18 protein-coding genes and 1 tRNA gene are annotated in these 19,208 nt (G+C 59.2%); all 19 read right to left on the bottom strand.

Features of this window, described 5'->3' with window-relative positions:
- Window positions 1-266: S-layer homology domain-containing protein (locus HMPREF1147_RS03825; RefSeq protein ID WP_198002972.1), on the bottom strand; the 266-nt coding region annotated here is incomplete at its 3' end.
- A gap of 276 nt (window positions 267-542) precedes the next feature.
- Window positions 543-1,826, bottom strand: coding sequence for an S-layer homology domain-containing protein (locus HMPREF1147_RS03820; RefSeq protein WP_037351112.1), 1,284 nt, complete (start codon window positions 1,824-1,826; stop codon window positions 543-545).
- Window positions 1,827-2,244: 418 nt separating this feature from the next.
- A complete protein-coding gene (locus HMPREF1147_RS03815; protein WP_009657752.1) occupies window positions 2,245-2,442 on the bottom strand; it encodes a hypothetical protein in 198 nt (65 codons plus the stop codon).
- Window positions 2,443-2,718: 276 nt separating this feature from the next.
- Window positions 2,719-3,504, bottom strand: a complete 786-nt coding sequence (locus HMPREF1147_RS03810; protein WP_009657759.1) for an ABC transporter ATP-binding protein — start codon at window positions 3,502-3,504, stop codon at window positions 2,719-2,721.
- Complete coding sequence (locus HMPREF1147_RS03805) at window positions 3,501-4,472, bottom strand: iron ABC transporter permease (RefSeq protein WP_009657746.1); 972 nt, start codon at window positions 4,470-4,472, stop codon at window positions 3,501-3,503. Before HMPREF1147_RS03805 ends, HMPREF1147_RS03810 begins: the two co-directional genes overlap by 4 nt.
- Window positions 4,469-5,410 carry an ABC transporter substrate-binding protein gene (locus HMPREF1147_RS03800; protein WP_009657753.1) on the bottom strand — a complete coding sequence of 314 codons (942 nt, stop codon included), beginning with the start codon at window positions 5,408-5,410 and terminating at the stop codon, window positions 4,469-4,471. Before HMPREF1147_RS03800 ends, HMPREF1147_RS03805 begins: the two co-directional genes overlap by 4 nt.
- 3 nt (window positions 5,411-5,413) lie before the next feature.
- Window positions 5,414-6,112 (bottom strand): precorrin-2 C(20)-methyltransferase, encoded by a 699-nt coding sequence (cobI, locus tag HMPREF1147_RS03795; RefSeq protein WP_009657755.1) that lies wholly within the window; start codon window positions 6,110-6,112, stop codon window positions 5,414-5,416.
- Between the two features lie 317 nt (window positions 6,113-6,429).
- On the bottom strand, window positions 6,430-7,560 hold the full coding sequence (locus HMPREF1147_RS03790; protein ID WP_009350377.1) for a sodium ion-translocating decarboxylase subunit beta: 1,131 nt from the start codon (window positions 7,558-7,560) through the stop codon (window positions 6,430-6,432).
- Between the two features lie 21 nt (window positions 7,561-7,581).
- Window positions 7,582-7,926, bottom strand: a complete 345-nt coding sequence (locus HMPREF1147_RS03785) for an OadG family protein (protein WP_026762052.1) — start codon at window positions 7,924-7,926, stop codon at window positions 7,582-7,584.
- A gap of 177 nt (window positions 7,927-8,103) precedes the next feature.
- The gene (locus HMPREF1147_RS03780) at window positions 8,104-8,391 is read right to left on the bottom strand and encodes a glutaredoxin (protein WP_009439353.1); all 288 of its coding nucleotides are present in this window, start codon (window positions 8,389-8,391) and stop codon (window positions 8,104-8,106) included.
- Between the two features lie 240 nt (window positions 8,392-8,631).
- Window positions 8,632-9,795: a radical SAM family heme chaperone HemW gene (gene hemW / locus HMPREF1147_RS03775; RefSeq protein WP_009657734.1), complete on the bottom strand. Its 1,164-nt coding sequence runs from the start codon at window positions 9,793-9,795 to the stop codon at window positions 8,632-8,634.
- On the bottom strand, window positions 9,785-11,584 hold the full coding sequence (gene lepA / locus HMPREF1147_RS03770; RefSeq protein ID WP_009350382.1) for a translation elongation factor 4: 1,800 nt from the start codon (window positions 11,582-11,584) through the stop codon (window positions 9,785-9,787). The genes hemW and lepA overlap by 11 nt, the downstream gene beginning before the upstream one ends.
- Window positions 11,585-11,635: 51 nt before the next feature.
- Window positions 11,636-12,445: a Nif3-like dinuclear metal center hexameric protein gene (locus HMPREF1147_RS03765; protein ID WP_009657747.1), complete on the bottom strand. Its 810-nt coding sequence runs from the start codon at window positions 12,443-12,445 to the stop codon at window positions 11,636-11,638.
- Window positions 12,446-12,978: 533 nt separating this feature from the next.
- Window positions 12,979-13,671, bottom strand: a complete 693-nt coding sequence (locus HMPREF1147_RS03760; RefSeq protein WP_009657740.1) for a class I SAM-dependent methyltransferase — start codon at window positions 13,669-13,671, stop codon at window positions 12,979-12,981.
- Window positions 13,672-13,742: 71 nt separating this feature from the next.
- A tRNA-Asn gene (locus tag HMPREF1147_RS03755) sits at window positions 13,743-13,818 on the bottom strand.
- Window positions 13,819-13,886: 68 nt separating this feature from the next.
- The gene (locus HMPREF1147_RS03750) at window positions 13,887-14,846 is read right to left on the bottom strand and encodes an L-lactate dehydrogenase (RefSeq protein WP_009657748.1); all 960 of its coding nucleotides are present in this window, start codon (window positions 14,844-14,846) and stop codon (window positions 13,887-13,889) included.
- Window positions 14,847-15,021: 175 nt separating this feature from the next.
- Window positions 15,022-16,134 (bottom strand): RNA polymerase sigma factor RpoD, encoded by a 1,113-nt coding sequence (gene rpoD / locus HMPREF1147_RS03745; protein WP_009350656.1) that lies wholly within the window; start codon window positions 16,132-16,134, stop codon window positions 15,022-15,024.
- 60 nt (window positions 16,135-16,194) lie between these two features.
- Window positions 16,195-17,340: an RNA polymerase sigma factor RpoD gene (rpoD, locus tag HMPREF1147_RS03740; RefSeq protein ID WP_009657735.1), complete on the bottom strand. Its 1,146-nt coding sequence runs from the start codon at window positions 17,338-17,340 to the stop codon at window positions 16,195-16,197.
- A 73-nt stretch (window positions 17,341-17,413) separates the two neighbouring features.
- Window positions 17,414-19,198 carry a DNA primase gene (gene dnaG / locus HMPREF1147_RS03735; protein WP_009657750.1) on the bottom strand — a complete coding sequence of 595 codons (1,785 nt, stop codon included), beginning with the start codon at window positions 19,196-19,198 and terminating at the stop codon, window positions 17,414-17,416.
- Window positions 19,199-19,208 lie beyond the last annotated feature (10 nt).

Raw genomic sequence — 19,208 nt, 5'->3', positions numbered from 1 at the left:
TCGCCCTTTGCCATCGCCTTTGCGACCATCTGCGCCATCTCGTAACGCGTGATGTTGCGGTCGCCGCGGAACGTGCCATCGCCGTAGCCCTCAACAACGCCGTCGGCGGCGAGCTGGGTCACAGCGTCGTATGCCCAGTGATCACGAGGTACATCGGAGAACGGGTTTGCAGCAGCGAACGTCGTGCTTGCTGCGCCGACAACAAGAGCCGTTGCCAGTGCGGATACGAGAGTCTTCTTCATGAGAAACTCCTCCTTCTGATCCATAGAATCTGATCGTGTTCCAAAATGATTACAGGTCAGCGGCAGTGTCCTTATTTCCCTATCGCGAACCATTCTCATCCTCTTGGAATGTTTTCATCATAGCACGTGAATTAATAAATTGCAAGCATTTCTATGTAAAAAATTTTATACCAGACTATAATTTTCACCTTATTTTCAGTTGAATGTGACTCTGTGTCCGTCAACAGACAGCAAAAATCCCCCTCCCTAAGGAGGGGGATGGATTTTGCGATATCCGCTCCGACCGGTGCCGGATGCGGGTTAGAACATGAACTGTACGCGGCCGAAAAGCTTCTGCACCTTGTCATTCTGCTGTGCTTCAATGGTCTTGCCGTTGAAGTACTTCGCAGAAAGTACAACGTTCTTGAACGGCGTATAGTTCGTACCGATCTCAAGCCCCTTCGAGCCAATGAGCGCGCCGTCGTCCGTTGCAAAGATTGACGCGCCGCCGAGGTAGCGATACGCTGCGTATGCGCCCCACGAGCCTTTATCCGCAGCATCGGCACCCTTGTACTCATAGCCGAACTGATAGGACTTCTTGTTCTTGCTGCCGTCAATATCGTTGTTGTTGGCATATGCACCGGAGAGCATACTGTTCTTGTCAAAGCGATAGCCAAGGTTCGCCGCCCAGATATTCATCTTATCCTTGCCGTTCTTCGTCACAGCAGTGAAATTGTCCGATCCGAGACGGTAGTACGCGGCACCCGCCATGAGACCGCCCTTGTTGTACTGGAGTTCCGCACCCTGATAGTTCGCGGTATCGCTGCTCCCGAGCTGATTCGTTTTAACGCCGTCATACGCGCCGTCGAGGTTCAGGCGGCCTGCCTGAAGTTTCAGCTTGACATCTCCGCCAAAGCTCGCCTCTGCACCGGAGAACTCTTTATCAAATACAAGGGCACCCGGAGCCGCATAGCCCTCTGCAGAATAGAGCTCCATTTTACCGAGCTTGACGTCGAAGTTGTCATAGGCACCCTCTGCCCATGCGCGCTTGAGTTTGACATTGCTGTCGCTGTTGTTGCCGGACGCGTCGTCTTTCATATTCGTAGAGGCATCAAGACGTGCGTTCACGTGCCAGTGGTCATTGATCTCAGCGGACGGGTCGAGACGGAACAAGAGGTTGTTGTCGTTCTTGCGATCCTGTCCCTCAAGGCGATTGCTGGTGTAGGTATAGCGGAGCTGTCCTCTCCACTGCACCATGTCGGCATTGCGCTCGAGGTTGGAGACACGGACGCCGAGGTTGTTGAGTTCATCGGCGAACTCAGCGGCAAGGCGGTCAACGAGCGCGCGATCCGACGCGGACATATCGCTCTTTGCCATCGCCTTTGCGACCATCTGTGCCATCTCGTAACGGGTGATGTTGCGGTCACCGCGGAATGTACCGTCGCCGTACCCCTCGACAACGCCGTCAGCGGCAAGTTTGGTTACGGCATCGTATGCCCAGTGGTCACGGGGCACATCGGAGAACGGATTGGACGCGGCGAACGTTGTGCTTGCTGCACCGACAACGAGTGCCGCTGCAAGTGCGGATACGAGAGTCTTTTTCATGATAAACTCCTCCTTTTGATCCATAGAATCTGATCGTGTTCCAAAAGGATTGCCGGCCGCGAAAGTGTCCTTGTTTCCTTTTCGCACCTTGTGCTTTCCTCTTGGATTGTCTTTATCATACCCCGTGATGTTTGGAAATACAATGTTAATCGGATTAGATTTTTAGTACTAGGTAATAATTTTTCTGTTATTTTCAAGAGAAGATGCTCACGCCTGTTTTATATGAACAAATGTTTTTCAAACCACAAAAAGTAAAAACCTCCGCCGCACCTTGTATTCTCTAGGTGCAGCAGAGGTTAAAAGCGGATGCGCGCGGTCAGAAGGCAGTGGTTATCCGCGGAGGCATATTAGGTGAACGCACTATCATGCGAGCAGCACAACAGGAGGCATCTTCTACGCAGAAGTTCTGAACTTCGCACTAGTCTTGCAGCATTGCGGCATACTTCGACCGGTCACCGGCAGGAATTTTCAACACGACCATAGCTTTTTCCAAGGTCAGGTTTAGTCCCTCCATGATATTGCGAAGCGCATTTATCTGCCCTTCTTCACGCCCTTCAGCAATTCCCTCTGTGCGCTCTCTTTTCATTTCTTTTTTCAGTTCCAAGAAGAATGACATATACTCTCGCCTCATTTCTTTGGTTGCACACGCATAGATTGAAGGAGGACACGAAGGAAGTCGTAGTTAAGAGCTACGGTCCTTCGCAGTGTCCGACGATATGACACGGCAATGCGCGTCCCCCCCCCCCGCATCCTCCTAAAGCCGTAACCTGAGTGACGCGGAAGTTTCGATGCATAGCTAGGAATTGAGGTGAACGCGAGGAAGGCGTAGCCAAAAACCTACGTCGACGAAGCGTTCGCCGAAAATGACGACGCTAGGCGCGAAAATCCCGCGTCACACTAAAGAAACGGGGGACGGCACACGCACTCCTAGGCTGTTCGTAAATATCTCCACCCGCACGCCGAATACGTCCGCGATCCGTTCCTCTGTGAGGACGTCGGCGGGCGCCCCTGTAGCGACGATCTCACCTTTGCGCATGAGCACGATGTCGTCGGCGTACTGCATGGCGTGCGCCATGTCGTGCAGTACCATGAGGATGGTGATGCCGCTGTCCCGGTTGAGGTTCGTGATGATCTCCATGACGCGCAGCTGATGCGCGACGTCGAGATAGGTGGTCGGCTCGTCGAGCAGGAGCAGGCGCGGCCGCTGACTGAGCGCCATGGCGAGGTAGACGCGCTGCCGCTCGCCGCCCGAGAGGGTATGCACCTCGCGCTCTGCAAAGGCATCAACATGTGCGGTCTCCATCGCCCACGCGACCGCCGCGCGGTCTTCCGCTCCGTCACGCGCCTGAAAAACACTGCGATGAGAGAACCGTCCATAGGAGACGAGCTGCTCTACCGTCAGCCCCTGCGCCGCGCCGCGCTCCTGCGGCAGGATGGCGCGCACGCGTGCGAGTTCTTTTTCCGAGTAGCTCCCCAGCTCTTTGCCGCCCAGCATGATCTCTCCGGTATAGCGTGCGTTCAGCCCCGAGAGGGCGCGCAGGAGCGTCGTTTTCCCCGCGCCGTTGGGGCCGATGATGGCGGTGCGCCGTCCCGGTGCGACGGAGACATTCAGTCCGTGCAGGATCTCTTTGCCCGCGATCCTGACGGAGAGGCTGCGCGCCGTAACCCCCGCGCTCATAGCTGCCTCCGGAGGAGATACAGGAAGAACGGCGCGCCAAGCGCCGCCATGATGATGCCGACAGGCAGCTCCATGGGCGAAAAGAGCAGCCGTGCCACGGTGTCGCTGAGGGTCAGCGTCGTCACGCCGAGCAGCGCCGCCGCAGGCAGGAGGAACCGATAGTCCGAGCCAATCATGAGACGCGCGGCGTGCGGAACGATGAGCCCGACAAAGCCGAGCAGTCCGACGACCGAGACCGCGCTCGCGGCAAGCAGGGCGGCAAGGGCGGTCAGGAGGATGCGCGTGCGCTCCACGGCAAGCCCGATGCCGCGCGCCATATCATCCCCGAGCTGGAGGATGTTCAGACGCTGTGCGGCACAGAGGGTGAGCAGTCCCGCCCCAACGGTATACGGCAGAAGCATGTCGACATGCGGCCATGTGCGCGCGGAGAGCCCGCCGACCATCCACATGAGTGCGCCCTGCACGCGGTCGCTGTAGAGGATCATCATCGCCGAGATGCCCGCGCCGAGGAACGCCGAGACCGCAACGCCCGCGAGGATGATGCGGGTCGGGCGAATCCCGTCCTTCCACGCAAGGATATAGATGAGCGCGGCGGCGATCATCGCCCCCACGAATGCGCCCGGCGTGATGAGCAGCGCCGCCCCCGGCAGGACGAGCATGATAAAGATGCCCGCAAGTCCCGCCCCCGAGGAGATGCCGATGATGTGCGGATCGGCGAGCGGGTTGCGCAGGATCGCCTGCAGGATCGCGCCCGAGAGCGAGAGGTTGATGCCGACGAGCGCGGCGACGATCGTGCGCGGCAGGCGGATGTTCCAGAGGATCTGCGCGTGCGCCGTATCGCGCGTGCCGCCGAGGATGGCAAAGATTTCCTCAAAGGGAATATCCGCCGTCCCCTTTGCCGTCGAGATCAGGATCGAGACTCCCGCGAGCACGGCAAAGAGGACGAGGAGTGCGAGACGCTTCTTCATGGGTAAACGAGATGCGCCATGTAGCGCACTGCCGCGGGGAAATCAATGCCGGGGCTGAAGAGGAAGAGCGCCTGCGGCAGGTAGTACACCTTATTCTCGCGCACGGCGGCGACGCTCTGCCACGCAGGGCTTTCATTGAACATCGCCTCCATCGACGCGCGGATCTCCGCCTCTTCGCCCATGCTCGTGACGAAGATGATGTCGGGGTTCTGCGCGACCAGCGCCTCCATGCTGTAGGGGGCGGCATCGGGGTTCTTGTCGAGCGCCGTCATCCCGCTCGCCGTGTTCTCCCACCCGAGCATGTTCGCGATCGAGCCCGCGATGCTGCCGTCGAGCTGGACGGAAAGCCCCTGTCCCGTGCTGTGGATGATGGTGATGCGCTTCTTCTCGTGCGGGATGCTGTTCTTGACGTCCTCAATATCCGCATCCATCTTTGCGATGAGTTCCGCGCCTTTATCCGGATGGCCTGTAAGCGTGGCAAACGTAGTCAGTGTGCGCTTCACGTCGTCATAGCTCTTCATGTCTATGACGATGCTCTTAATCCCGTTCGCATCGAGCGTGTCGATGAGCTTTTCGTTGATGCCCTTGATGATCATGACGAGATCAGGTTTGAGCGAAATGACCTTTTCCATATCGATCTGATAGACGGGACCGATCTCTGCAGCACTTGCCGCCTCAGCAAGTACCTTCGCCTTCGTCGTGGGGCGCCCGACCACCTCGCCGCCGACGGCATAGAACGGCGCGAGATAGGAGGCGGACGTAACGACGACGCGCTGCGGTTTCTCCGCAAAGGTCACCGTCCGCCCATTATCGTCCGTGATGGTCGCAAATGCGGCGTTTTCCGCCGCCGTTGCCGCCGGTTTCTCGTTCGGTGCGCCGCACGCGGAGAAGAGAAGAGTGGATGCCGCGAGGAATGCGGCTGCGCATTGTTTGAACATGATTTAACTCCTTCGTGTCAAGATAGTGGAAAGGTAGTTCAGTTTCTCATCTGCATGTTCTTCCAGGTTCTCAATGATGCGTTCGTCGTCCAGCCCCGCACGGCTGACGAGCACCGCCTGCTCTGTCATGTTGTTGCGGTGCAGGAGATCGACGATCTCGGGGTAGTTGCGGTAGACCTTCATAATGACGGCGCTGGATGCGGCCTTCATAATCTCCTCGAGCCGCTCCTTCGGCGCGGTCGCCGGGATGATGGCGAGCACGTCGTTGCCCTCGACGATGGGGCGCCCGATGCGGCTGCCGATCGCCGCAAACGCCGGCACCCCCGGGATGGTCACGATGTCGATGTCCTCATGCTCGAGCAGACGGAACACATAGATATAGGTGCTGAAAAACATCGGATCGCCGAGTGTCAGGAACGCGACGTTCTTGCCTGCATTCAGGAGCGCCAGGATTTCCTCCTTGTTCGCCTCCCACGCGTCCGTGTTCTCGGCGAAATCCTTGACCATCGGAAACACCTGATAGACGATCTCTATGTGTTCCTTGAGGTAGGGGCGTGCGATCTCGAGCGCGACGCTCCCCTCCTTCTTCTCCGTCTTGGGCGCGATGAGGACGTCCACCTTCTCGATCGCCTTGATCGCCTTGACCGTTAAAAGTTCCGGATCCCCCGGTCCGACGCCAATGCCAAAAAAAGTTCCGCGCATATATTTCCTTCCTTCCAAACCAATGATGTGCCTGCCGGATGCGCTGCCCCATGGCGCAAAAACACCGGAGGAATCAAAAATCTTCCTCCATATTAGCCGTGAAGCGTTTTTTTGTCAACCTTACGGAAAAGGAGATATGCCGCCATATGGAGTTACAGGGCACGGCGGCGTGAACCGCCTGTCTCCGGTGATACATTACGCCGCATAAAGAGCCACAGGGCGCAGCAGCGCGCCTGCATATTTTCAATATTCCCATGCCATCAAAAAAGGGACTCCGTACTTCGTACGAAATCCCTTAATCAGCAATGTATGCCGAATTACATCAGCATTGCAAGCATCGTGCCCGCTGCAACAGCGGTACCGATAACACCGGCAACGTTCGGTCCCATGGCGTGCATGAGGAGGTAGTTGCCCGGCTTTGCCTTGATGCCGACGATCTGGCTGACGCGCGCCGCCATCGGAACGGCGGAAACGCCCGCGGAGCCGATGAGCGGGTTGATCTTCCAGCCCGTCGCACGGCACATGATCTTGCCGAGCCAGACACCTGCAGCGGTACCGAAGATGAATGCGACAAGACCAAGGAAGATGATCTCAAGCGTCTCTTTGACAAGGAAGCTCTCGGCGCTCATCGTGAGACCTGTGCCGAGTGCAAGGAAGATCGTGACCGTGTTGATCAGCGAGTTCTGCGCCGTGTCGGAGAGACGATCCGTCACACCGCTCTCACGGAAGAGGTTGCCCAGCATGAGCATACCGAGCAGGGCTGCGATAGACGGGAGGAGAAGGCTGATGAAGATCGTCGAAACGATCGGGAACGCAATGCGCTCGAACTTCGTAACTTCGCGTGCCTGCTCCATCACGACTTCGCGCTCTTTCTTGCTCGTGAAGAACTTCATAACGGGCGGCTGAATCAGCGGAACGAGCGCCATGTAGGTGTACGCTGCCACCGCGATCGCGCCGAGCAACTCCGGCGCCATCTTAGAAGCGAGGTAGATGGAGGTCGGGCCGTCCGCACCGCCGATGATCCCGATCGCACCCGCCTGCTGTGCGGTGAAGCCGAGCACCATCGCACCGAGCAGCGCAATGAACACGCCGAACTGCGCGGCAGCGCCCATGAGCAGGCTCGAGGGACGGGCAATCAGCGGACCGAAGTCCGTCATCGCGCCGACGCCAAGGAAGATGAGCGGCGGGAAGATTTCATACTTGATACCGAATCCGATGGCGGACATGACGCCCATCTCATCGTAGAATCCCGTGAGAGGGATGTTTGCGAGAATACAGCCGAATGCGATCGGACTGAGAAGCAGCGGCTCGAAGTCCTTTGCAAATGCGAGATAAAGGAGCACGAGACCAACAATGATCATAATCAGGTTGCCGCCGGTGAACGCCGAAAATCCGCTGCTCTCAGCGATTGCCTGCAGCGAGACAGAAAACGCGCTAAAAAAGTCCATTGTGTCAATACCTCCCCGTCATCACGAGCGCATGCCGCTGACGCGACCAAAGCCCGTCCATGCAGGCTGCTCAGCGGGACGAATCGCCTGAATCTGGTCTGCGCTGCATCCGCACGCACTGACAGCTGCCGCAATGACGGCGACCGTCTCTGCGTTCAGACCGCCGGTCTTAGCAGCGGGCGCAGCCGGAGCGGCGGGAGCCGCACCGCCTACGGGCTGTGCCGCAGGAGGATCCGATTTCTTCTTGGTCGGGTCGATCATGTGCGTGATCTCAATCAGTCCCCATACTGCAGTGAGCACGGCGAAGACGATGACCATGTTGATGAACATGATAACTAGTGGGTCATTGGTTACCGGTTGATGCATAAACTCACCTCATCCTTAGATTTTAGGAACTCTCAGATTTATTTGATAGTTCCTCCTATACATGCTCTCTCCACGGAGCAATATGCTTAATATTATGCTTTATTTCAGACGATTTTACAAGTAGTTTTTTCATTTTTCTTTCATGAAAAATATGCATAATTTTTATGCATAAAAGTTTTAGCTCTTTGTTATGGCGTCAAAAGCAACACGTACCGCCGCGAGAATCGTCTCATAGTCGTGTCCCGGCTGCGCTTCGTAGTATTTTTCGCCGCCGACGAAGAGGCTCGGAACGTAGTAGTACATGCCGGCATACGGCTTCGTGCGCTCGGGCTCGGCGTTCTCGTCAATGTATTCGACAGGGACATCCGCATAGGCGCCGCCCTCCGCCTGCAGCGCCTGTATGGCGCGCCGGGCGTTCGCGCAGTACGGACAGCCCGCCATCTCGATCATGGTTAGTGTTTTCATATGGATACCTCTTTCTGTAATTCGTGTATCGGCACCGTTCGGAGACTGCCTTGCCAAAAAAAGCGGGGCTTAAAAATGGCTGCGGCAGGCATCCGAACGGCACAAAGAAAAAGCGTCTTGCAGACGCGAAAATCCTGCGTCGCTGTGACGCAGAAGTTTCGATGCATAGCGAAGCATTCGACGATATGACAAAGCTAGGCGCCAAGATCGTGCGTCCCAATCATAGCATATTTTTTTATGCTACGACAACAAAAATTCCGCAAACACCTCGTTCCCATATTTCATACCAAGAGGTGTGAGTGCGGTGAACCCGTCCGCGCGTTTCAGCAATCCCTTTTCAATAAGGCGCGGCAGGACTGTGCCGTAGACTTCCTCGAACGGCACGCCCCATGTGCGGTGAAAATCCGTCTCGTCGATGCCCGCAGCGGTGCGCAGGGCGAGGAACGCATACTCCTCCATCGCCGCCGTCCGCGTGCGTTCTCCATCCTCTGCGCGGCGCACATCCTCCCCCGCCATCACCCTGCGGATATAGGCGGCGGTGTCGCGCTCGTTCTCCCAACGGACATTATCGACGTATCCGTGCGCCGCCGCGCCGACGCCGAGATACGGAACGCTTCGCCAGTAACCGAGATTGTGACGGCTCTCAAAGCCTCGCCGCGCAAAATTCGAAATCTCATAGCGCAGATAGCCGCGCGCAGGCAGCTCCGCCATGAGATAGTCGTACATCTCCTCCGCCGTCTCCTCCGGCGGCAGGTCGAGCCGTCCCGCCGCCTGTGCCGCGGCAAAGGGCGTCCCCTCCTCGACGGTCAGCCCGTAGACCGATATGTGTTCGGGCACGAGCGCAATCACAGCGCGGACACTCTCCTGCAGATCGTGCAGCGTCTGCCCCGGCAGTCCGTACATAAGGTCAATGCTGATATTCGTAAAGCCCGCGGCGCGCGCCGCACGAAACGCCGCGCGTGCTTCCTCCGCCGTGTGGATGCGTCCGATGCGCCCGAGGAGCGCGTCGTCAAAGCTCTGCACGCCGAGACTGATGCGGTTCACGTCTGCCGCACGAAGCTGCGCAAAATATTCCTCGTCTACCGTCCCCGGGTTCGCCTCAACGGTCAGCTCTGCGGGCGTTCCTGCCGCCGCGCGCAAGGTCTCAATGAGTCCGACAAGCAGATGCGCGGGCAGAGCGGTCGGCGTGCCGCCGCCGAAGTAAACGGTCGCCGCGTCTCCGAAGCGCGCGAAAAGCGGCGGCGCCGTGCGCAAAATCTCCGCGCGCAGCGCCGCCGCATATTGTTCCTGTTCGCGCGCTGTGTCCCCCCCCATCGACGTGGAAGCAAAGTCACAATACGCGCATTTTTTCACACAATAGGGAATGTAGACGTAGACGCCCCACGCCCTTTTTTTATTCGTCAATTTTCAGCACCGCCATGAACGCTTCCTGCGGGAGCTCGACGCTGCCGACCGCCTTCATGCGCTTCTTGCCCTCTTTTTGCTTTTCGAGGAGTTTGCGCTTGCGCGTGATGTCGCCGCCGTAGCATTTTGCAAGGACGTCCTTGCGGCGGGCGCGCACGTTCTCGCGCGCGATGATCTTGCTCCCGATCGCGGCTTGGATGGGGATCTCGAACATCTGCTGCGGGATGATGCCCTTGAGCTTCACGGCGAGCTGACGCCCGCGCGCCACGGCGCGGTCCCGGTGGACAATGGTCGAGAGCGCGTCTACGGGGTCGCCGTTGAGGAGAATGTCGAGCTTCACGAGACTGCCCGTCCGATAGTCGATGAGTTCGTAGTCGAGCGAGGCATAGCCGCGCGTGGTGGATTTCAGCCGGTCGAAATAGTCGTAAAGGATCTCGTTGAGCGGGATTTCGTAGATGATCATGACGCGCGTCGCGTCGAGGTAGTCCATGGTCTTAAAGATGCCGCGCTTTTCCTGCGAAATCTCCATGACCGCGCCGACGTAGTCCTTCGGCACGATGACAGTCGCCTTGACATACGGCTCCTCAATGTGATCAATCTCGGTCTGCGGCGGCAGGTCTGCGGGGTTGCTGACCTCGCGCATGGTGCCGTCCGTGCGGTAGACGTGGTAGACGACGGACGGCGCGGTCATGATGAGTCCGAGGTTGTACTCGCGCTCAAGCCGCTCCTGTATGACGTCCATGTGCAGGAGTCCGAGAAATCCGCAGCGGAAGCCGAAGCCGAGCGCGATGGAAGTCTCGGGTTCAAAGATGAGTGCGGCATCGTTGAGTTGGAGCTTTTCGAGTGCTTCACGCAGATTGTCATAGTCCTTGCTGTCCTCGGGGTAAAGCCCGCAAAAGACCATCGGCGTCACGCCGCGGTAGCCGGGCAGAGCCTCGGCGGCGGGGCGCTCCGCGCTCGTCACGGTGTCGCCGACGCGCACGTCGCGCACGTCCTTGAGTGCGCCCGCGATGAAGCCGACTTCGCCCGTGCCGAGCGCCCCCGTATCCACGGGCTGCGGACGGAAACACCCGACGTCCGTCACCTCAAAGGTTTTGCCCGTCGCCATGAGCTTTAGCTTCATGCCCTTTTTAATGACGCCCTCTTTCACGCGGACGTTCGCGATGACGCCCTTGTACGAGTCAAAGTAGGAGTCGAAGATGAGCGCGCGCAGGGGCGCGTCCGCGTCGCCCTCGGGCGCGGGGACGTAAGCGACAATGGCGTCGAGGATCTCCTTGATGCCGACGCCGGTCTTTGCCGAGGCGAACACCGCCGTGCTCGTATCGAGCCCGATGGTATCCTCGATCTCATGCGCGACGCGCTCGGGTTCGGCGCTCGGCAGGTCGATTTTGTTGATGACGGGGAGGATTTCGAGGTCGTGTTCGAGTGCGAGATAGACGTTCGCGAGCGTCTGCGCCTCCACGCCCTGCGCCGCGTCCACGACGAGGAGTGCGCCCTCGCACGCAGCAAGGCTGCGCGAGACCTCATAGTTAAAGTCAACGTGCCCCGGCGTGTCGATGAGGTTCAGCTCGTACATCTCGCCGTCGGCGCCGCGGTAGTCGAGCCGGACGGTCTGCGCCTTGATGGTGATGCCGCGCTCCCGCTCAAGCTCCATGCTGTCAAGCACCTGCGCCTCCATCTCGCGCTCGCTGAGCGTGCCCGTGTACTCGATGAGACGGTCGGCGATGGTCGATTTGCCGTGATCAATATGGGCGATGATGGAAAAATTGCGGATATGCGTCCGGTTCATGGAACTCCCCTTCTCCTCTGCGATAGCTTTTCGTGATCGTTTCTTACTATATTATGTAATCACTTGAAAGACGTCCTGCTGTCTGTTTGTGATAAAAATCTCAATCTCCTCGTGCTCGTTCTCAAGTTCCGCGCGCAGATGCCCCGCGAGAACGGAGACGACGGGAAACTCCGTGCCAAAATGCCCGGCATCGATAATGTGCATCCCCTGCTCAACGGCGCGCTGGGCATCGTGGTACTTCACATCCCCCGTGACGTAGACGTCCGCGCCGCGGATCACCGCCTTGTCGATGAACTCCGCGCCCGCGCCGCCGCAGACCGCGACGCGCCGCACGGGACGGTCGGGAACGGCGGCAAGGCGCACATGGGAGACATGGAGCGCATTTTTTACATGGTCGGCAAATTCCTCGATGGAGACGGGCGCGGGCAGTGTGCCGATGCGCCCGAGGCTGTCCACCTCGCCGTCCAATTCTCCTGTCACGACGAACGCGGCGAGTTTTTCGAGTCCGAGGTGCGCCGCGAGAACGTCGTTGACCCCGCCGCGCGTGATGTCGAGATTCGTATGCGCGGCGGCGACGGCGACGTTATGCGTCACGAGTTTCGCGAGGCGCCGCCCGAGCGGGAGGTCGGTGCGCAGATGTTTCATGCCGCGAAAGATCGCGGGATGGTGCGCGACAATCATGTCCGCCCTGCGTTCGATCGCCTCTTCCACGACGGCATCGTCCACGTCGAGCGCGACCATGAGGCGGTGTACTTTCTGCGCAAAACTCCCGACGAGGAGCCCCGGATTGTCCCAGTCCTCGGCAAGGCGGCGCGGCGCGATGCGTTCGAGGGCGTTCATGATGGTTTGACAGCTTAACATATTTTCTCCTTTACAGTGACGCGGGATTTTGGCGCATCGCTGTGTCATTTTGTCGACCGCTTCGTCGACGTAGGTTTCATCTACGCCATCCTCGCGTTCACCTCAATTCCTGGCTATGCATCGAAACTTCCGCGTCACTTAGGTTACGGTGTTAGGCGGCGGGATTTTCGCACATTGCTGTGTCATTTTGTGCAGCGTAGGACGGTATGTTTTCCGTTGAACGGATATGACGTTACATATCATCTTGCTGCGAGCCGCGCGGCATTTGCCGCAGCGATTTTTAAGCCCCGCTTTTTTCGCAAGGCAAATGCCAAGCGGCAATCATCATATGGTTGTCATTTTGTACGGCGTAGGACGGTATGTTTCCCGTTGAACGGATATGACGTTACATATCGTGCGGCGAAGGGGATGCGTTCTCACGCCGCTTAGCACTCCCCGCAGGGGCGGCGCAGTCGCGTTCACGGCATATCTCACGCGCGCGTCGTTTGCGCCGCGGCGTGAAATGTGCCCCTGAGCCGCCCCTTAAAACTACATCACACCGTTTTCAAAATCCCTTCAAGCGCCTCGATTCGCTCCAGCACCGCGCTATATGCGGCGCTCGTACGTGCCAACGCCCCTCGCTCCATGCCGGATGCCGCGCGGCTCAGCTTTTCGATCTTCTCCGTGACAAACGCTCTGAGCAGCGGATCGCGGCGCGCGAGGAGTTTTTCCCCCACATGTAGGAACACGTCCGCGGGCATCGCCGCGTGCCCCCGCTCGGCGCGGATCACCTCGTAGATGCGCCCGCCCGCGCGTGCCAGCGTCTCGTCCGCTGTATGCCACCCGTTCTCATAGAGCCACGCGCGGAGCTTTGCCCCCGCATTCATCGGCTGGAGGACGAGCGCCTTTACATGCGCGAGCACATCGGGACTTTGCGCCAAAATCTGCACGATGAGCGCGCCGCCCATCCCCGCAATCACGACCGCCTCCGCCTCGCCAGGCACGAGCACCGAAAGCCCGTCGCCCTGCCGCACGGCGATGCGGTCAGCGAGCACGCGCGCCTCCACCGTCCGCCGCGCCGCCGCACACGCACCCGCGCTCAGATCGCCGACGACCGCACGCGGCGCATGTCCTTCCTTGACCAATGCCGCCGCAAGATAGGCATGATCCCCGCCAATATCCGCAAACGACATCCCCGCGGGAACGAACGCCGCAATCGCCGCAAGACGCGCATCCAGTTGCATCATAGCCCCTCAAAATATAACAACAGATAAAAAAGAAAGGGTGTAACGCTGCGTTACACCCTCGCATATACAAATGGCTCCTCGAACAGGACTCGAACCTGTGACATTCTGATTAACAGTCAGACGCTCTACCGACTGAGCTATCGAGGAATGTGTCAGACGCGCTTATTATAAAGGCAACGCGCCGTCCTGTCAAGGAAAATTATAGGGAAGCCCCTTTACTTCACCCTGGCGCCGTCGAGCGCGCTGCGGACACTCTTTTGCGCGCGGCACAGCTTCTCCATCTCCTCCTCCGGCAGGCGCACCTCAAAGGAGCGCACAACGCCCTCCCGCGTGAGCATCCGCGGAATGGAAAGAGCAATATCGTTCATGCCGTACTCGCCCTTCATCGCGGCGGCGCACGGCAGGATCGTGTGCTCGTTGAAGAGGATCGCCTTGATGAAGCGGCAGACGACCATCGCGATGCCCGTATTCGTATAACCCTTGAGATTGATGACGTCGTACGCGGTCTGAATCAATCCCTTTTCGACGTCCTCGCGGCACAGTTTTTCCTTTGCGTGGAAATACTCGTCGAGATGATCGATGCCAAAGCCCGCGCAGTTGACGGTCGACCACGCGACAAAGGCATCGTTGCCGTGTTCGCCGAGGACATAGCCGTGGATGTTCTTCGGATCCATGTCGTAGTGTTCGGCGAGGATATAGCGGAACCGATAGGTCTCGAGCATCGTGCCCGTGCCGAGAATCTTTTCGCGCGGATAGTCGAACTCGGTCGAAACGACATAGGTCGCCACATCGAGCGGATTCGTGACCATGATGACCATGGCTTCCTTCGTCTGCTTTGTGATCTCGCTGAAGATGGAGCGCATGATCTTCGTGTTCGTGCTTGCGAGCTTCAGCCGATCGGGCGTCTGCCCCGGCAGGATGGACGGCCCCGCCGTGATGACGATGAACGCCGCGTCTTTGCAGTCCTCATAGCTGCCCGGATGAATCTTGATATTCGTGCTGTAGGGCGAGGACATCGCATGACTCGTGTCGAGTGCCTCACCGCGCGCACGATCCATGTCGAGATCGATGAGCGCAATCTCGGATGCGAGCTGAAAATCCGCAATCTTGTTGAGCACGGCGGAGCCGACATTGCTCGTCCCGATGATGACGATCTTCCCCTGATTGACTGCCATAAAATTACCCCCTTAAAAAATAATAAAACCCGACCGCACACAGTTTTGTGGAGTCGGGTGTCGTAAACGAAATATCAATGGTAAAAAGCATCGCGCAGCATTTCTTTTCGGCAGACGCCGCAGGATCCCCTGCATAGTCATCGTAGCACCTTGCTGCGCGCTTGTCAACGGCTTTTTATTCTAAGAAATCCCGCAGTACTTTACTGCGGCTCGGATGACGCAGCTTGCGCAGCGCCTTCGCCTCGATCTGACGGATGCGCTCGCGCGTGACGCCGAAACTCTGTCCGACCTCTTCAAGCGTGCGCGATCGCCCGTCCTCGAGTCCGAAGCGCAGGCGAAGGACATTCTTTTCACGGTCGGTGAGCGTTTCGAGCACCTCTTCGAGCTGCTCTCTGAGGAGCATAAACGAGGCGGCTTCGGCGGGCGCGGGCGCTGCCTCATCCTCGATGAAGTCGCCGAGGTGGGAGTCCTCCTCCTCACCGATCGGCGTCTCGAGGGAGACGGGTTCCTGTGCGATCTTCATGATCTCATGGACACGGGCGACACTGATGCCCATCTCCTTTGCGATTTCCTCGGGGCGCGGGTCGCGTCCAAGCTCCTGCAGGAGCTGCCGCGAGATGCGTACGAGCTTGTTGATGGTCTCGACCATGTGGACGGGGATGCGGATCGTACGCGCCTGATCCGCGATGGCACGCGTGATCGCCTGCCGGATCCACCAGGTCGCATAGGTGCTGAACTTATATCCCTTGCTGTAGTCGAATTTCTCGACTGCCTTAAGGAGACCGAGATTCCCTTCCTGAATGAGGTCAAGAAAGAGCATCCCGCGCCCGACGTAGCGTTTTGCAATGCTGACGACGAGCCGCAAATTTGCCTCCTCAAGGCGATGGCGCGCCTCCTCGTCCCCCGCCTCCATGAGCTGCGCGAGCTCAACTTCCTCCTCCGCCGTGAGGAGGGGAACATGCCCGATTTCCTTGAGGTACATGCGGACGGGGTCGTCGAGGCTGACGCCCTCGGGAATGGAGAGGTCGATCTCGACCTCTTCTTCTTTTTCAGCCGGCTCTTCAGGTGCGGGTTCATCCGCCGCCGAGGCCTCGTCTACGATGTCGACACCCTCGTCGGTGAACCGCTGGTACATATCGTCCATTTCGTCGGGGGACATATCCTGTTTTTGGAGTGCGTCGATCAACTCGCCGTATGTCAGCGAGCCGCCGTTCTTTTTGCCCTTTGCAAGCAGGCGTTCAATGATTTCGGTGCTCGGCGCCTTTTTTTGCTCCGTCCCCTCTGCCATAACGCTGTCCTCCTACCGTAAATTGGTTCCGTGTAAAATCGCTCTATTGCCGATCCAATGTCAAAATTCAAAATTTCCCTGCAGTTTTCGCAGACGCACAGGATGGCGCAGTTTGCGCAGCGCCTTTGCCTCGATCTGGCGAATACGCTCACGCGTGACGCCGAAGCTCTGTCCGACCTCCTCAAGAGTACGGGAGCGTCCGTCCTCGAGACCGAAGCGCAGACGCAGCACCTCCGCTTCCCGCGGAGCAAGCGTCTTTAATACCTCAGAGATCTGCTCTTTCAGCAGCATCATCGACGCCGCGTCTGCAGGATCGAGCGCCGCTTCGTCCTCGATAAAATCGCCGAGATGGGAATCCTCCTCCTCGCCGACCGGCGTCTCGAGAGACACGGGTTCCTGTGCGATCTTCATGATTTCGCGTACGCGCACGACGCTGAGCCCCATTTCCTTGGCGATCTCCTCCGCTGTCGCGTCGCGCCCGAGTTCCTGCAGCAAGCTGCGCGAAACACGCACGAGTTTATTGATGGTCTCGACCATATGCACGGGGATGCGGATCGTCCGCGCCTGATCGGCAAGCGCACGCGTGATTGCCTGACGGATCCACCATGTCGCATAGGTGCTGAATTTATAGCCTTTGCTGTAGTCGAATTTCTCGACTGCTTTGAGGAGGCCCAAATTCCCCTCCTGGATGAGATCGAGAAAGAGCATCCCGCGCCCGACGTAACGCTTTGCAATGCTCACGACGAGACGCAGATTCGCCTCCTCGAGCCAGTGCCGCGCACTCGCGTCGCCCGCCTCCATGCGCCGCGCGAGCTCGACTTCCTCCTCCGCAGTGAGAAGCGGCACGCGCCCGATCTCCTTGAGGTACATGCGGACGGGATCGTCGAGCGCAACGCCCTCAGGGACGGAGAGATCGATCTCGACCGCTTCCTCCTGCTCCATATCTGCATCGTCCGCCGCGAGACTCTTGGCATCCTCCGCCGCCATTGCTTCCATATCCGTATCGTCGACAATCTCGACGCCGAACTCCTGGAAGCGCCCGTACAAATCATCCATCTCATCGGGGGACATATCGCTTTTTTCCAATTCTTCGATGAGTTCGCTGAACGTCAGTGTACCGCCGTTCTCTTTGCCTCTCTTGAGCAGTTCGTCAATCCGCCCGATAACGCGGTCTTCTTCCTGCACGCGCTGTGCTGCTGCCTGCATTTTGTCCCCTCCTTTCGGTTCTCTCTTGCCGTATGATCAGCGTATATTGTCTATCGTCTATGTGCCCGGATTCCTAAAGGGCGGAAAGTTCGTCTTGTATCTTCTTCACTTCGTTTAATTCGTCAATGTATGCCTGTTTTCCTTCTTGCATCATTTCTTCCGCGCGCCTCGTATGCAGGGCGAGCCGCGCCGTCAGATGCATCCGGTGAAATGTCCGGAGGGCGTCTTGAAAACTTTCTTCGGATCGTCCCTCCTCAACGAGTGCGCGTGAAATCGCCGCGCCCGCCGCCGCAGGGAGTCCCGCGATAAAATCCGCATCGAGCGCGCCGCCCGCCGCCGTATGCTCCGCCGCCGCCCGCAGAATATCTCCGAAAAAGGCATCGGGAAATTCCGTCAGCGGGACTGCAGCATCGATCTCCGCGAGCGTCGTCACATCCCGCCAGACGGCGGCAAGCAGTTCACGCCCCGCGCGCTCCGCCGCAGTGCCGCGCTCGCGCCGCACGGGACGCTGCGGGACTGCGCCGCTCTGCGCCCGCGGCGCCGGCTCCTCCGTACCGCCGTGCATCCGGAACCGACGCAGGGCATCTCCGATCACGCCCTCGTCGAGAAAGAGTTCCGCCGCCGTGCGGCGCACATAGGCGGAGCGCGTTACATCATCAAGCTCTGCGAGCACGGGCAGCATCTCCCGGAGTGCCGCGCGCTGTCCCTCCGCCCCCGGCGCCATCCGGGCGGCGATGTGGCGCAGCCGGTACTCGGGCACAGGCAGCGCCGCGTCGATGAGCGCGCGGAACGCATCGGCACCGTGTGTGCGGATATATTCGTCGGGATCCTTGCCGTCCGGGAGCAGCAGGACGCGCAGCTCCGCCGCACGTCCGCGCACCGCGGCGAGCGCACGCAGCGTCGCCTCCTGCCCCGCCGCATCGCTGTCATAGCAGAACACAATGCGCGGCGCGCGGCGCAGGAGGAGCGCCGCATGATCCTCCGTGAACGCCGTGCCAAGCGTCGCAACGACGTTCGCCACGCCCGCCTCGGCGACCGCGATGGCGTCCATGTACCCCTCGACCACAACGGCATAGCCCTCATGCGCGATGGCACGGTGCGCGCGGTCGAGTCCAAAGAGAAGCTTCCGCTTGTTAAACACGGGGGTCTCCGCCGTGTTCAGATATTTCGGCGTCCCGTCCCCGAGCACGCGCCCGCCAAACCCGACGATGCGCCCGCGCTCGTCCGCGATCGGGATCATCACGCGATTGCGAAACCTGTCGTAGATGCCGCCGCTGCGCTCGCGTGCGGAGCAAAGCCCCGCCTCAAGGAGCAATTTTTCCGAGATGCCGCGCTTTTGAAAGGCGTCGGCGAGCTTTGACCACGCGCCGGGCGCAAAGCCGATGCCCCAGCGCGCGATCGTCTCCTCCGTCATGCCGCGCCCTGCGAGATACGCTTTGCCCGGCGCACCGTAACGCGTCATCGTAAGGCAGTTGTGGAAGAAATCGCGCGCGAGCGCATTCACGCGGCGCAGATCATCGAGCGCGCGCAGACGTGCCTCTTCGCGTGCGTCGCGTTTTCGCTCGGGGACAGGGATACCCAGCTGCTCCGCCTGCCGTTTGATCGCCTCGAACGGCGTGATGTGCTCCATGAGCGATATGAACTTGAATGCGTCGCCCCCCGCGTGACAGCCGAAGCAGTAGAAAAATCCCTCGGCGGGCACGACGGAGAACGACGGCGTCTTTTCGCTGTGGAACGGGCAGCAGCCCCAGTAACGTCCACCCTTGCGCCGGAGCGGCACATAGCTCTGCACGACGGCGAGGATGTCGGTCGCTGCGCGCACCTGCTGCACGAACGCCTCCATCCTCGGGTCTTTCATGCGGTACTCC

Source organism: Selenomonas sp. FOBRC9, assembly GCF_000287655.1.
Classification (GTDB): domain Bacteria; phylum Bacillota; class Negativicutes; order Selenomonadales; family Selenomonadaceae; genus Centipeda; species Centipeda artemidis.
This window is presented reverse-complemented; position numbering and strand designations above follow the sequence as displayed.

Bases quoted from the DNA above. Each gene is read 5' to 3' on its own strand.
- HMPREF1147_RS03820 (WP_037351112.1), bottom strand. From the start codon at position 1,826: ATGAAAAAGACTCTCGTATCCGCACTTGCAGCGGCACTCGTTGTCGGT.
- HMPREF1147_RS03815 (WP_009657752.1), bottom strand. From the start codon at position 2,442: ATGTCATTCTTCTTGGAACTGAAAAAAGAAATGAAAAGAGAGCGCACA.
- HMPREF1147_RS03810 (WP_009657759.1), bottom strand. From the start codon at position 3,504: ATGAGCGCGGGGGTTACGGCGCGCAGCCTCTCCGTCAGGATCGCGGGC.
- HMPREF1147_RS03805 (WP_009657746.1), bottom strand. From the start codon at position 4,472: ATGAAGAAGCGTCTCGCACTCCTCGTCCTCTTTGCCGTGCTCGCGGGA.
- HMPREF1147_RS03800 (WP_009657753.1), bottom strand. From the start codon at position 5,410: ATGTTCAAACAATGCGCAGCCGCATTCCTCGCGGCATCCACTCTTCTC.
- cobI (WP_009657755.1), bottom strand. From the start codon at position 6,112: ATGCGCGGAACTTTTTTTGGCATTGGCGTCGGACCGGGGGATCCGGAA.
- HMPREF1147_RS03790 (WP_009350377.1), bottom strand. From the start codon at position 7,560: ATGGACTTTTTTAGCGCGTTTTCTGTCTCGCTGCAGGCAATCGCTGAG.
- HMPREF1147_RS03785 (WP_026762052.1), bottom strand. From the start codon at position 7,926: ATGCATCAACCGGTAACCAATGACCCACTAGTTATCATGTTCATCAAC.
- HMPREF1147_RS03780 (WP_009439353.1), bottom strand. From the start codon at position 8,391: ATGAAAACACTAACCATGATCGAGATGGCGGGCTGTCCGTACTGCGCG.
- lepA (WP_009350382.1), bottom strand. From the start codon at position 11,584: ATGAACCGGACGCATATCCGCAATTTTTCCATCATCGCCCATATTGAT.
- HMPREF1147_RS03765 (WP_009657747.1), bottom strand. From the start codon at position 12,445: ATGTTAAGCTGTCAAACCATCATGAACGCCCTCGAACGCATCGCGCCG.
- HMPREF1147_RS03760 (WP_009657740.1), bottom strand. From the start codon at position 13,671: ATGATGCAACTGGATGCGCGTCTTGCGGCGATTGCGGCGTTCGTTCCC.
- HMPREF1147_RS03750 (WP_009657748.1), bottom strand. From the start codon at position 14,846: ATGGCAGTCAATCAGGGGAAGATCGTCATCATCGGGACGAGCAATGTC.
- rpoD (WP_009350656.1), bottom strand. From the start codon at position 16,134: ATGGCAGAGGGGACGGAGCAAAAAAAGGCGCCGAGCACCGAAATCATT.
- rpoD (WP_009657735.1), bottom strand. From the start codon at position 17,340: ATGCAGGCAGCAGCACAGCGCGTGCAGGAAGAAGACCGCGTTATCGGG.
- dnaG (WP_009657750.1), bottom strand. From the start codon at position 19,198: ATGAAAGACCCGAGGATGGAGGCGTTCGTGCAGCAGGTGCGCGCAGCG.